12 protein-coding genes are annotated in these 13,164 nt (G+C 73.7%); 4 read left to right on the top strand and 8 right to left on the bottom strand.

Annotated elements, in window-relative coordinates; all coding sequences use genetic code 11:
- Window positions 1-5: 5 nt before the first annotated feature.
- Genes sufD through BGP03_RS32015 form a run of 3 tightly spaced genes read right to left on the bottom strand, consistent with a single transcriptional unit; the run spans window position 6 to window position 3,284 of the window.
- On the bottom strand, window positions 6-1,181 hold the full coding sequence (sufD, locus tag BGP03_RS32025) for a Fe-S cluster assembly protein SufD (RefSeq protein WP_296376305.1): 1,176 nt from the start codon (window positions 1,179-1,181) through the stop codon (window positions 6-8).
- Window positions 1,178-2,605 (bottom strand): Fe-S cluster assembly protein SufB, encoded by a 1,428-nt coding sequence (gene sufB / locus BGP03_RS32020; RefSeq protein WP_296376307.1) that lies wholly within the window; start codon window positions 2,603-2,605, stop codon window positions 1,178-1,180. The genes sufD and sufB overlap by 4 nt, the downstream gene beginning before the upstream one ends.
- Window positions 2,589-3,284, bottom strand: a complete 696-nt coding sequence (locus tag BGP03_RS32015) for a transcriptional regulator (RefSeq protein WP_296376323.1) — start codon at window positions 3,282-3,284, stop codon at window positions 2,589-2,591. The genes sufB and BGP03_RS32015 overlap by 17 nt, the downstream gene beginning before the upstream one ends.
- A gap of 295 nt (window positions 3,285-3,579) precedes the next feature.
- Between BGP03_RS32015 and mptB the strand changes: the two genes are divergently transcribed.
- The 3 genes from mptB to BGP03_RS32000 all read left to right on the top strand — a co-directional run bounded on the left by mptB (window position 3,580) and on the right by BGP03_RS32000 (window position 6,881).
- Window positions 3,580-5,148 (top strand): polyprenol phosphomannose-dependent alpha 1,6 mannosyltransferase MptB, encoded by a 1,569-nt coding sequence (gene mptB, locus BGP03_RS32010; RefSeq protein WP_296376308.1) that lies wholly within the window; start codon window positions 3,580-3,582, stop codon window positions 5,146-5,148.
- Between the two features lie 9 nt (window positions 5,149-5,157).
- Window positions 5,158-6,093 (top strand): ABC transporter ATP-binding protein, encoded by a 936-nt coding sequence (locus tag BGP03_RS32005; RefSeq protein ID WP_298800566.1) that lies wholly within the window; start codon window positions 5,158-5,160, stop codon window positions 6,091-6,093.
- 71 nt (window positions 6,094-6,164) lie between these two features.
- Window positions 6,165-6,881, top strand: coding sequence for an ABC transporter permease (locus tag BGP03_RS32000; RefSeq protein ID WP_298800636.1), 717 nt, complete (start codon window positions 6,165-6,167; stop codon window positions 6,879-6,881).
- A 535-nt stretch (window positions 6,882-7,416) separates the two neighbouring features.
- On the opposite strand, the gene BGP03_RS31995 is transcribed toward BGP03_RS32000, so the two are convergent.
- The 5 genes from BGP03_RS31995 to BGP03_RS31975 form a co-directional block, all read right to left on the bottom strand.
- On the bottom strand, window positions 7,417-7,689 hold the full coding sequence (locus tag BGP03_RS31995) for a hypothetical protein (RefSeq protein ID WP_298800567.1): 273 nt from the start codon (window positions 7,687-7,689) through the stop codon (window positions 7,417-7,419).
- 2 nt (window positions 7,690-7,691) lie between these two features.
- Window positions 7,692-8,345, bottom strand: a complete 654-nt coding sequence (locus tag BGP03_RS31990; protein ID WP_298800568.1) for a cation transporter — start codon at window positions 8,343-8,345, stop codon at window positions 7,692-7,694.
- Window positions 8,324-9,445 (bottom strand): DUF2332 domain-containing protein, encoded by a 1,122-nt coding sequence (locus tag BGP03_RS31985; protein ID WP_296376314.1) that lies wholly within the window; start codon window positions 9,443-9,445, stop codon window positions 8,324-8,326. Before BGP03_RS31985 ends, BGP03_RS31990 begins: the two co-directional genes overlap by 22 nt.
- A gap of 5 nt (window positions 9,446-9,450) precedes the next feature.
- Window positions 9,451-9,948 (bottom strand): DUF6069 family protein, encoded by a 498-nt coding sequence (locus BGP03_RS31980; RefSeq protein WP_298800569.1) that lies wholly within the window; start codon window positions 9,946-9,948, stop codon window positions 9,451-9,453.
- Window positions 9,949-10,021: 73 nt separating this feature from the next.
- A complete protein-coding gene (locus BGP03_RS31975) occupies window positions 10,022-11,134 on the bottom strand; it encodes a polysaccharide deacetylase (RefSeq protein WP_298800570.1) in 1,113 nt (370 codons plus the stop codon).
- 169 nt (window positions 11,135-11,303) lie between these two features.
- Between BGP03_RS31975 and BGP03_RS31970 the strand changes: the two genes are divergently transcribed.
- Window positions 11,304-13,139, top strand: coding sequence for an acyltransferase family protein (locus BGP03_RS31970; RefSeq protein WP_298800571.1), 1,836 nt, complete (start codon window positions 11,304-11,306; stop codon window positions 13,137-13,139).
- Window positions 13,140-13,164 lie beyond the last annotated feature (25 nt).

Genomic DNA, 13,164 nt, shown 5'->3' with positions numbered 1-13,164 from the left:
TCCGTTCAGATTCCGGTCACGGCGAGCTCGGCCTCGATGGCCGCCTCGAGCCGCTCGCGCAGGTCGGGAAGGGTGATCTTGGACAGGATCTCGCCGAAGAAGCCGCGGACGACGAGCCGGCGGGCCACGTCCTCGGGGATGCCGCGGCTCTGCAGGTAGAACAGCTGCTCGTCGTCGAACCGGCCGGTGGCGCTGGCGTGCCCCGCCCCGGCGATCTCGCCGGTCTCGATCTCCAGGTTGGGGACGGAGTCGGCGCGGGCGTGCTCGGTGAGCACCAGGTTGCGGTTGAACTCGAACGTGCGGGTGTTCTCGGCGGTGGCGCGGATGAGCACGTCACCGATCCACACCGTGCGGGCGTCGGTGGTGCCCTTCCGGCCCTGCAGCGCGTTCTTGTACAGCACGTTGGACGTGCAGCTGGGCTCGCCGTGGTCGACGAGCAGGCGCTGCTCCAGGTGCTGCCCGGCGTCGGCGAAGCCCAGGCCGGCCAGCTCGGCGTCGCCGCCGGGGCCGCGGTACTTGACGGTCGGGCTGATGCGCACGAGATCGCCGCCCAGGGCCACCGAGGTGGCACGCAGGGTGGCGTCGCGGCCGATGGAGAGGTGCTGCGCGCTGACGTGCACGGCGTCGTCGGCCCACTCCTCGGTGACGACGAGCGTGAGCTTGGAGCCGTCGGCGAGCACGACCTCGATGTTGTCGGCGAGCGTGCCGGAGCCCGAGAACTCGACGACGACCGTGCCCTCGGCGTGCGGGGTGGTGCGGATCTGCAGGTGCGCGGCCGCGACGGCGCCCTCCCCCGGGCCCGTCACGCGAACGGTGACGGGCTCGGGGGTGCCGTCGATCGTGACGACGGTCGCTTCGGTGAACGCGGTCCACGCGGCAGCGGCCACGCGGTCGGCGGGGACGCCGCCCTGGCCGATCCGCGCGTCGTCCCGGCCGACGGTCTCCGAGGAGCCGTCGACCGTGATCGTGGCCGAACCGTCGAACCGCGCCGTGCCGTCGTGCAGGCCGCGCAGCCGCTTCATCGGTGTGAAGCGCCAGTTCTCCTCACGACCGCCGGGGACCTCGAAGGCGTCCAGGTCGTAGGAGGTGAAACGCTCGCTCGCCGAGGCCAGGGGCTTGCTGCCCTGGCCTTCCTTGGCACCGGCCAGCTCAGGGGCGAGACCGGAAACTACGTCGGTCATCCGACCGAGCCCTCCATCTGCAGTTCGATGAGCCGGTTGAGCTCCAGCGCGTACTCCATGGGCAGCTCGCGCGCGATGGGCTCGACGAACCCGCGCACGACCATGGCCATGGCCTCGTCCTCGGTGAGCCCGCGGCTCATCAGGTAGAACAGCTGGTCGCCGCTCACCTTGGAGACCGTGGCCTCGTGGCCCATCGACACGTCGTCGGTGCGGACGTCCACGTAGGGGTACGTGTCGGACCGCGAGATCGTGTCGACCAGCAGCGCGTCGCACTTCACCGTGGAACGGGAGTTCCTCGCCCGCGCGTTGACCTGCACCATGCCGCGGTAGGACGTGCGACCGCCGCCGCGCGCCACCGACTTCGAGATGATCGTGGACGACGTGTTCGGCGCCATGTGCACCATCTTCGCGCCGGCGTCCTGGTGCTGGCCCTCGCCCGCGAACGCGATGGAGAGCACCTCACCCTTGGCGTGCTCGCCCATCAGCCAGACGGCCGGGTACTTCATGGTGACCTTGGAGCCGAGGTTGCCGTCGACCCACTCCATGGTGGCGCCCTCTTCGGCCTTCGCGCGCTTGGTCACCAGGTTGTAGACGTTGTTCGACCAGTTCTGGATGGTCGTGTAGCGGCAGCGGCCGCCCTTCTTCACGATGATCTCGACCACCGCGGAGTGCAGGGAGTCCGACTTGTAGATCGGCGCCGTGCAGCCCTCGACGTAGTGCACGTAGGCACCCTCGTCGACGATGATCAGCGTGCGCTCGAACTGGCCCATGTTCTCGGTGTTGATCCGGAAGTAGGCCTGCAGCGGGATGTCGACCTTCACGCCCTTGGGCACGTAGATGAACGACCCGCCCGACCACACGGCCGAGTTCAGCGCGGAGAACTTGTTGTCACCGCTGGGGATGACCGAGCCGAAGTACTCCCTGAACAGCTCCGGGTGCTCGCGCAGCCCGGTGTCGGTGTCCAGGAAGATGACGCCCTGCTCTTCCAGGTCGGCCCGGATCGAGTGGTAGACGACCTCGGACTCGTACTGCGCCGCGACACCGGACACCAGGCGGGCCTTCTCGGCCTCCGGGATGCCCAGCTTGTCGTAGGTGTTCTTGATGTCGGCGGGCAGGTCGTCCCAGGTGGCGGCCTGCTTCTCCGACGAGCGCACGAAGTACTTGATGTTGTCGAAGTCGATGCCGGAGAGGTCGGCACCCCAACGCGGCATCGGCTTCTTCTCGAACATGTCGAGGGCCTTGAGCCGGAAGTCGAGCATCCACTGCGGCTCGGACTTCAGGGCGGAGATGTCGGCGACGACGTCGGCGGACAGGCCGCGACGTGCCGTGGCGCCGGCGGCGTCCGGGTCGGCCCAGCCGAAGTCGTAGCGGCCGAGCGACGCGAGAGTCTCCTCCTGCGTGAGTTGCTCAGGAGCGGTCGTCATGTGCGGACTGCCTCCCTCTCGGGATTGTCGTTGCCACGGGGCGAAGCCCCGAGATCGTGGTGGTGGTGCTACCCCGCCGGCGTTCGGGAGCCGCTGGTGGGACGTGTGTGGTGCACGCGGAATCACCGCGCGCGATGGTGGAGAGGCGCTGGACGTGGGTGCCGAGCAGCTCCGCGAACGCGTGCGTCTCGGCCTCGCACAGCTCGGGGAACTCGGCGGCGACGTGGGCGACCGGGCAGTGGTGCTGGCACAGCTGCACGCCCGAGCCCGCCTCGCGGGTCTGGGCAGCGTAGCCGCGCGCCGTCAGGACGTCGGCGAGGACGTCGGCCCGGGCGTCGGCGCCGTCGGCCGCGTGGATGCGCGCGGCGCCGTCGCCGAGCATCTCGTCGACGCGGCCCTGCGCGAAGTCGGCGACGGCGTCGGGGCCGCCGTGCCGGGCGAGGTAGCGCAGCGCGGCCACCGCGAGATCGTCGTAGCCGTGCCCGAAACGGGCGCGGCCGGTGTCGGTGAGCAGGTACTGACGGGCCGGTCGGCCGCGGCCCCGGGGGCCCCGGTGCGACGCCTGGCGGGCCTCGGCCTCACCGTCGGCGATCAGGGCGTCGAGGTGCCGGCGGACGGCGGGTGCGGAGAGCTCCAGCGCCGACGCCACCGCGGCCGCGGTGATCGGCCCCTGCTCCATGAGGAGCCGGGCCACGGCCTCGCGGGTGCCGCCGTCGCCGGAGCCCGGCGCGTGCGCACCGACCTCCGGGAGCTGCTCTCCGCTTTTCACAACACCAGTGTTGCTTATATGGCGCGCCGGGGCAACGCGGCCCTCCCTTCGGGTGAGGGCGGTCACGATTCCGCCTCCACGGGAAGGAGTGTGTCGGCGGCACGATTCCGCCTCCACGGGAAGGAGTGTGTCGGCGGCACGATTCCGCCTCCACGGCAGAGAGTGTGTCGGCGGGCACGTCGGCACCCCTCGCTACTCTCCTCGTATGGTCGCACCGGAGCTGGAGGAGACGCCCCCGCCCCTGCGTACCGCTCCGCCGCGCGACCCCAGCCGCATCGCGCGGCGACTCGGGCTCACCGGCGCGTTGATGATGGCCGGCGGCGCACTGGGGGCGGGCGCCCTGCCGGTGCCCAACCCGCTTTTCGGCCTCCGCGTGCTCGGGCTTCCCGGTCGCAACATCACCGTCTCGCTGGCCGTCACCTACGCCGGAATCGGCCTGCTCGTCCTGTCCTGGCTGTGGGTGGGCAAGATGCTCCGCTCGCGCGGCGCCGTGGCCCCGGCCCCGACGCTGGCGCAGATCGGCCGCACCGCGATCATGTGGACGGTCCCGCTGGCCGTCGCGCCACCCCTGTTCTCCCGCGACGTCTACAGCTACCTCGCCCAGAGCGCCACGCTCGCCCGCGGCATCGACCCCTACGTCCTGGGCCCGGCGGAGGCGCTCGGCGTCGACGACCCGCTCACACGCAGCATCCCGACCATCTGGCGTGACACCCCCGCCCCGTACGGCCCCCTGTTCCTCATGCTGGGCCGCGGCATCACGGCGCTCACCGGCAACGACATCGTGCTGGGCATCCTGCTGCACCGGGTGCTGGCCCTGCTCGGGCTCGCGCTGGTGGTCTGGGCGCTGCCGCGGATCGCGAAGCGCTGCGGGGTCGACGCCGGGCTCGCCCTGTGGCTCGGCGCGGCCAACCCGCTGGTGCTGTTCCACCTGGTCAGTGGCATCCACAACGAGGCCCTGATGATCGGGCTGTTCCTCACCGGGATGGAGATCGGGCTGCGCGCCGGTGATCGGGTCCTCGATCCGCGGTTCCTGGGCGGGGCCGCGCTGATCGTCGCGGCGTCGGCGGTGAAGCTGCCGGCCCTGATGGTGCTCGGTTTCCTCGGCATGGAGATGGCGCGCCGCCGCGGCGGCCGGGTCGTCGACGTCGCGGCCGCCGCGGGGGTGCTGCTGGGCGTCACCCTGGTGCTCTACGTGCCGATGTCGCTGATCCCCGAGGTCGGGCTGGGCTGGGCCACCACGCTCGACGTCCCGGGGTTGATCCGCAGCTGGATGTCGGTGTCCACCGATCTCGGGCTGCTCGGCGGCCAGATCGGGGTGCTGGGCGGTCTCGGCGACCACACCGACACGATCCTGCCGCTGTTCCGCGGCATCGGGCTGGCCGCGGCCGCCGTCGTCACCGCGGTGCTGCTCTGGAAGACGCTCAAGGGCGGGATCGACCCGATCACCGCCATGGCGGCCGGGCTCGGTGCGGTCGTGCTGCTCGGCCCGGTCGTGCACCCCTGGTACCTGCTGTGGGGCCTCATCCCCCTCGCCGCCACGAAGACGCTCCCCCGCTACCGGCGCGCTCTCCTGGCCGTCTCCGCGATCCTCGCGCTCGTCGAGCCACCCACCGGGTCCGACTTCAACTTCCGCGCCTACCAGCTCCCGATGGCCGTCTTCGCCGGGCTGATCATCCTGGTCCTCGTGCTGGTCGTGCAGCGCCGTCAGCTCGACGGGCAGGAGGGCGTCGACATCGACGCCCTGCCCGGGCGGTCCGCGCACACCCCCTCCTAGAATCACGGGGTGAGTTCGCGCCCCGCACCGCCCGCCGTCTCGGTCCGGGGTCTTGTCAAGCGCTTCGGGCGCACGACGGCCGTCGACGGCCTCGATCTGGATCTTCCCGCCGGTTCGGTGCTCGCACTGCTCGGCCCGAACGGCGCGGGCAAGACCACCACCGTCGAGATCTGCGAGGGCTTCCTCGACGCCGACGCGGGCGAGATCCGGGTGCTCGGCACCGACCCCGCCGGTGCCCCCGAGGCCCTGCGCGCCCGCATCGGCGTCATGCCCCAGGGCGGCGGCGCCTACCCGGGCGTGCACGCGGGCGAGATGCTGCGGCTCGTGGCCGCGTGCGCCGCCCACCCGCTCGACCCGGCGTGGCTGCTCACGGTCCTGGGCCTCGACTCGGCGGCCCGCACGCCCTACAAGCGGCTGTCCGGCGGCCAGCAGCAGCGGCTGGCGCTGGCCTGCGCCGTGGTCGGGCGCCCGGAGCTGGTGTTCCTCGACGAGCCCACCGCCGGCATGGACCCGCAGGGGCGCCGGCTGGTGTGGGAGCTCATCGAGGCGCTGCGCCGCGACGGGGTGGCCGTGCTGCTCACCACGCACCTCATGGAGGAGGCCGAGGCGCTGGCCGACGACGTGGTGATCGTCGACCACGGCAAGGTCGTGGCACACGGCAGCCCGATGGCGCTGACGTCGGGCGGCCAGCAGCGCGAGCTGCGGTTCCGGGCCAAGCCCGGCATGGACCTCGACGGCCTGGCCGCCTCGCTGCCCGCCGACTACCGCGCCGCGGAGACGAAGTCGGGCCGCTACCTCGTGCAGGGGCGCATCGACCCGTCGGTGCTCTCCACGATCACCGCGTGGTGCGCCCAGCAGGGCGCGCTGGCCGACGACGTGCAGGTGGCGCGGCGCAGCCTGGAGGACGTGTTCCTGGAACTGACGGGCAAGGAGCTCAGACAGTGACCTCCGATCATGGGACGCGGTTCGACCCCGGCACCTTCACCCCGGACGCCGGCGCCGGGCGGCCGTTGCGGATGCTCGCGGCCCAGTCGGGCGTCGAGATGCGGCTGGCGCTGCGCAACGGCGAGCAGGTGCTGCTCACGCTGCTGATCCCGGTGGTGCTGCTCGTCGGGCTCACGCTGCTGGGCATCGTGCCGCTGCCCGAACCCCGGGTCGCGACGGTGGCGCCGGGGGTGCTCGCCCTGGCTGTGATGTCCACGGCGTTCACCGGGCAGGCCATCGCACTGGGCTTCGACCGCCGCTACGGCGTGATCCGGCGGCTGGCCGCCACCGCGCTGCCCCGCTGGCTGCTCGTGGCGGGCCGGCTCGTCGCGATGCTCGGTGTGGTCGTCGTGCAGATGGTGATCCTCGTCGCGATCGCGGTCGCGCTGGGCTGGCGGCCCGCCGCGGCCGGCATCGGGTGGGCCGTGCTGCTGGTGCTGCTGGGCGTCGCGGCGTTCGGGTCGCTGGGGATCCTCGTGGGCGGCACGCTGCGCGCGGATGTCACCCTCGCCGTCGCCAACCTGGTGTGGTTCGTGCTGCTGCTGGCCGGGGGCATCGTGATCCCGGTGGGTCAGCTGCCCGGCGCGATCGGGGCCGTGGCGCAGTACCTGCCCAGCGGTGCGCTGGCCGAGGGCCTGCGCACGGCGCTGGCCACAGGTACGGGGCCGGGTCTCACGCCGGTGCTCGTGCTCGTCGGGTGGACGGTGGTGGCGGGCGGCATCGCCGTCCGGGCGGTCCGCCTCCGCTAGCTCGCCACCATGATCGGCTTCGTCGCACGTTGTCGCCCTGCCGAGGACGATGCCGTGCGGAGGAACGCGATCATCCGGGGCACCGGCCGTTCATGATCGGCACGAGCCGCGCGGCGCCCCCACCGGGCGGACTCGTGCGACGGGATGCGATCACAGGGTAGGCCCGGCGACCATGATCGGCGCGGTTCGCACCTCAGCGCCCCCCGCGGGGCAGATTCGTGCGGACGGACGCGATCACCCCGCGCACCGGCCAACCGTGATCGGCGGCCACCGCACCCCTCGCGCCGGGGGCTGGGCGAGGAGTTGCGGCCGACAGCGTTCACCCGTCCGTTCCGCTACAGGCCTCCATGATCAGCCGCTCGGGACCCGCCACCGTCCAGCAGGCGGTCCCGCGTCCCCGATCGGCGATCATCACCGTGGAGATCGTCGTTTCGGGAGCGCTGGCCGGGCTCGACGCCATGATCGGCACCTCAGCGTCCCACCGGCGCGGGATTCGCGCGGCCCTCCGTGATCAGCGTGAACGATGATCATCGTGCTACAGCGCCCAGCGGCGGTCAGCCGTGAAACCGACCGACATCGACACCGGCAGCTCCTCCTCGGCGAACCGGGCCTCCAGCTCCGCCCGCACCCCGTCGAACTCGTGCACCGTGCGGGCCGTCGAGGCGTCGTCGAGCACGAAGTCGATCTCCACGTCGAGCCGCCCTCCCACCTTCGACGCCCGAACGAACGACTCGGCGAACCCGTGCGCGGCCTCCACCTCGCCCACGACATCGCGGATCCGGCCCAGCAGCTCCGGCGGGGGTGACATCGTCAGCACCTCGCGGAACCCGCGGACCACCAGCCGGGCGGGCACCGGCAGGAACGCCGCGGAGACCACCACGACCATCGCCGGGTCGACGTAGCGGGCCAGGTCGCCGCGGCCCACCGCGTCGAGCACGAACGCCAGCACGAACCCGGCCAGCACACCGAGCGAGAGCAGGGTGTCACCCGTCCACTCGGCCGCCTCGGCGCGCACCAGGTCGGAGCCGCCCGGCTGCGGCGCCGCAGCACCAGCGACACCGCGACGCCGCCGAGCGTGGCGACCACGCCGTAGGCCAGCGCCCACCCGACCTCGACGTCCCGGCCGCCGGCGAGGATCTCCCCCACGCCGCCGACCAGCGCGTACAGGCACAGACCGGCGATCGCGGCGGCCTTGACCACCACCGTGAGCGGCTCCCACACCTCGCGGCCCCACGGGTAGCGCTCGTCGGGGCCCTTGCGGGCGGTCCGCAGCGCCAGGACGGCGAGCAGCGACAGCCCGACGCCGGCGAACGAGTACAGCCCGTCGAACACGATCAGCTGCGAGCCCGTGGCCAGACCCCAGACCAGCGCCAGCACGGCGAACGCCACCGACGCCCACACGGAGATCAGCAGCGCCCGGCCGTCCGGGTCGGGGGCCACGCTCAGCCCGTCCAATCGAGCCACGCCGCCCCGGGGTGCGCGCGGCCGAGCACCGTGCCGGTGCGCACGCCGTCGCGGACCGAGACGCGGCCGACCACGCCGAACACCCCGCCGTCGCGGTTGTCCGCGACCCACTCCGGCGGCACGTCCAGGCCCTGCACCGTGCGGCTGCCCTCGGGGCCCAGCGGCACGAGCGGATCCACCGACACCCACTCGACGTCGCGGCCGAGCCCGTCCAGGAGGCGGTCGAACCGCTCGAGGTCCGCGGGTGGCAGGAACACGTGCACGTAGGTGTCCACCAGGCAGGGCAGCACGTCCGGCGGGATCGACGCGACGACGTCGGTGAGCACGGCGAGCAGGTCGCCCCGCACCGACCGGGCGGGGTTCTCCCGGGCCAGCTCGGCCGCGGCCGCGAACCGGGTGACGGCCCCGGCCTCCGGTGGGACGCACGCGGCGAGCCACGCGTGCGTGGCCGGATCACCGAGGTCGAGCGGCTCGACATCGACGCCGACCCGGTCCACGACCACCGGCACCGCCGCGGGAACGGGGGGTGCACCCGTGCGGACCGGGCACTCCAGCCGCACCGGCGACGCGGGGTCGCCGACCGAGCGCGTCGAGCCGTCGGGGGCGAGGTAGGTGTAGTGGTAGCGGTCCAGCCCCAACGTCAGGCCCGCCCCGGTGCCGAGGTCGACGACGGCGAGCGGCCGGTGGTCCCCGGCGGCGATCGTGGCGAGCACCGGGAGGACGTCGGCGCAGCGGCCCACCTCGTTCATCTGGTAGCGGTGCCCCGCGCACAGGGCGGCCAACGCGGGGGCGTGCTCGCGGGCGAACGCGGCCAGCTCGGCGCCGAACCCGGGGTCGCGCGGCGGCTGCGGCCCACCGGGTCGCGGGTAGTGCCGCCCGAGCGCGGTGCCCGGGGCGAGGTACCCGACGGCCGCGGCCAGCAGCAGTGGGGGCAGCCGGTCGGACGGGACCGCGACGGCGAGGTCGAGCAGCTCGTCGTGCTCGGCGATCGCCGCGAACGTGGCCGCCGTGAGCCACCAGCCCTCCGGGGCCCCCGGTGGCGACCAGGCGTGCGCGATCGCCCGCGCCTGCCCGGCCACGACGTCCCGCGCGCTCGGCACGGCGGCTAGCCGAGCCCGGGCGACCGGCGCGGCGGCCCGGCCGGGCGCAGGGCCGCCGCGGCGGCCCCGGTGACGAGGCTGCCGATCGCGAGGCCGATCACGAGGTGGATGATCGCGTGCGCCGCCTCCACGGGGAACGGGCCGCCGGAGATGAACGGCAGGAGCACGGCCACGGCGGTGAGCAGCCCGCCGATCCAGCCGAAGTACGCGAGCGGGCGCGGGGTGGCCAGCAGCAGCAGGTGGACCAGCCCGGTGCCGGCCAGCGCGGCGACCGCCGCCGCCACGCACAGCACCACCGTGCCCGCGTTGTCGAAGGACGAACCGCCCGCGGTGTAGCCGACGAGCTTGAACACGGCGCGCACGACCAGCACCCCGACCAGTCCCAGGAGGGCGGCCACGATCGCGGTGGCGACTCCCCCGGACCACAGTCGGGCCACGTCGACCTGCGGGGACGGCGTGCCGCCGCGCGCCGCGGGCGCCGTCTCGTCGTAGTGGGCGGCCATCTCGGCGTCTCCGTCCCTCGTGCTGCTGACGGAGGCATTGTGCTGGGCGCCGCCCGCCGCGGTCGAGGAGGGGCTAGGCGGGCACCTGCGCGTGGGGCAGGGCGCTCCAGGTGGCCAGCACCGCCGGGTCCTGGAGGTCCATCCAGGCGTTGACCTCGGAGTACGTGGCGCAGACGGTCTCCGGACGCACGCACACCTCGGGCAGGAACTGCTCCACCGCGCCGAAGAAGGCACCACCCGACCAGGTGTTGAAGTGGTTGCCGACCACGATCGGGGCCCGGTTGCCGGTGAATGCGGCGTCGTAGGCGGCGCGGTAGGTGTCCAGGGTGGCCGTGGTGAACTCCGTGGCCCTCGACGGGTCGTCCTTCGCGCCGTTGAGGGAGTACCAGAGGTTGTAGTCCATCATGATCACCTTCTTGTGCAGCGCCGGTACCCGCACCGTCGGCATCCAGAACTCCCGGATGCCGTCCTGCTCGGTCGGCCACGCGATGCCGTCCGAGGGCCGGCTGCTGTCGTAGGTGAGGCCGTGGGCGCGCATGGCGGGGAACGCCTGGTCCCAGCGGCCCTCCAGGCACGGGGTGCGGCCACCCTTGATGGTCGCGGGGTCCAGCTCCAGGCCCCGGGCCCGTGCGCCGTCGACGAAACCGAAGAACTCGTCGAGCTCGGTGCCCCACATCGCCGACGTCCACTTCCCGACGCTCGGCTCGGAGCCCGCACAGAAGTGGCCGTTGTAGTGGGTGCCGATCTCGTGGCCGCGCGAGCGGGCCTCGTTCAGGTCGGACACCAACGTGGCGACGTCGGCGTCGGAGCCGCCGAACCCGATCGACGACTTCCCCGGCGCGTGGCCGGGCCCCCGGTACTGCTGCTTCCCGCTGTCGTCGAGCAGGTAGAGGCCCGACAGGAAGCCCGTGACGCGCGCGTCGGCCGGGCCCGCGAGCGCCATGATCTTCTGCCAGTGGTCGTGCGACCCGGCGCCGTCGAAGGAGAACAGGACGAACTGCGGCGGCTTCTCCCCCGACGCCAGCGGGTGCATGACGGCCGCGAGGCGCGCGGCCGCCCGGTCCGGTGCCGGGACCCCGGCCAGGGCCCGGGCCGGTGCCACCGGGATCTGGTTGCCGATCACCATGGCCACGGCCAGCAGCAGCGCCACGGTGAGCGGGATGTGGTTGCGGAGCAGTCGTCGCACGTCAGGCCCCCTTCGCCCACATCGGACGGTAGCCATCCGTCCCACGATGGTGGTGGCGGCGCGCCGACGGGCGGGTCACGGCGCGCCTCCACGGCGCGACTGTGACCACGTGCGATCTTTCACCGGGTCGGGGGACCGCTCATCGAGTGTGCGTCAGGGAGGGTGCGGCGTGGGGGACGAGTTCCGTGCTGCGCCGGTCCGGATCCCGCCGCGGGCGCCGGCCGTCCGCCCCGGCCTGCGCCACGTCCCCGCGCTCGACGGCCTGCGGGCGGTCGCCGTGCTGGCCGTGCTGGCCTACCACCTGGACCTGACGTGGGCCGACGGCGGGTTCCTGGGGGTCGAGGTGTTCTTCACCCTCAGCGGCTTCCTCGTCACCGGGCTGCTGGCCGCGGAGCTCGCCCGGCGCGGGCGCGTCGACCTGGCCGGCTTCTACCGGGCCCGCGGCCGCCGCCTCGTGCCGGCGCTGGTCGTGTGCGTGCTCGGCACGATCGTCCTCGACACGGCCGTGCTGGGGACGGACGCACCCGACCTGCGTGCGGACGCGGTCGCGGCGTTCGCCTACGCCCAGAACTGGCACCTCGTGCTCGACCACGTGCCCTACGCCGAGGCCTTCGACCGGCCCTCGCCGCTGCTGCACCTGTGGTCGCTCGCCGTGGAGGGGCAGCTCTACCTGGTGTGGCCGGTCGTCCTCGTCGCGGTGCTCGGGGTGCTGCACCGGCGGCTCGTCGTCGTGGTCACGCTCGCGCTGGCCGGGCTCTCCGCCTACGCGATGGCCGTCCTCTACGACCCCGACGACGTCGGCCGCGTCTACTACGGCACCGACACGCGGGCGGCCGGGTTCCTCGTCGGCGCCGCCCTGGCCCTCGCGCTGTGGCCGCGGGCCGCGCCCCGGACCCCCGGCCGGGTGCTCGGGGCCGTCCTCGACCTCGCGGGCGGCACTGCGCTGGTGGTGCTGCTGGTCGGGCTCGTCGTCACCTCCGAGTTCGACGACCCGCTCTACCAGCGGGGCGGGTTCGCCGGCACGGCCCTGCTCACCGCCGTGGTGATCGCGGCCGCGACCCGTCCCCGCACCCGGCTCACCACCGTGCTCGGCCGGGCGCCGCTGGTGTGGCTCGGGCAGCGCTCCTACGGGATCTACCTCTACCACTGGCCGATCGTCGTGCTGACCCGTCCGGGGGTGGACGTGCCCGGCCCCGCGTGGCTGGTCGACCTCGGCCGGATCGCCGCCACGCTGCTGGTGGCGGAGGTGTCCTACCGGCTCGTGGAGCTGCCGATGCGCCGGGGTGCGCTGGGCCGGTGGGCGGAGGCCCTGCGCCACGGCACCCGCTGGTCGCCGGCCGCCGGGCTCGCCGCCGCCGGGCTGCTGGTGGCCACGCTCACGCTGAGCTGCGGGCCGCAGGTGGCCCTGCCCGGGACGCCGGCGGCGGCCCCGACCATCGCTCCCTCGGCGCCTGCGCCCCCGCCCGCCCCGGCCACCACCCCGGCGGTCACGTCCCCGGCGGCAACGGCACCGGCGGCGCCCGCAGCGGCGGCCCCGGCCGCCACCGGCGGCGCACTCGTCGTCGGCGACTCGGTGGTCCTCGGCAGCGCCGACGCGCTGGAGGCGGCGCTGGGGCCCGGCACCACCGTCGACGGCAAGGTGGGCCGCCAGTTCGACCGCGGCCCGGCCATCGTCGACGCCTGGACCGCGTCCCACCCCGGTCCGGTGGTGGTGCACCTGGGCAGCAACGGCATCGTCCGCGACGAGGACGTGGCGCAGATCGTCGACGCCACCCGGGGCCGGACGCTGGTGTTCGTGAACGTCGCGGTGCCGCGGCGCTGGCAGGAGCCCGACAACGAGCTCCTCGCGCAGACCGCGGCCGAGCATCCCGGGCAGGTGGTGCTCGTGGACTGGGCCGCGCTCGTCGCGGCCGACCCGGGCCTGCTCGGCCCCGACCACGTCCACCCGAACCAGCGGGGCCGCGAGGCCCTGGCCGCCGCGATCCGGGCCGGGCTCGCGCGCTGAGCCCGGTTTGGCCCGTTCGCCGGAC

It is taken from the genome of Pseudonocardia sp. 73-21 (genome assembly GCF_001899645.1).
Lineage (GTDB): Bacteria > Actinomycetota > Actinomycetes > Mycobacteriales > Pseudonocardiaceae > Pseudonocardia.
Note: the sequence above shows the minus strand (reverse complement) of the source record. Positions and strands in the feature narration are given on the sequence as shown.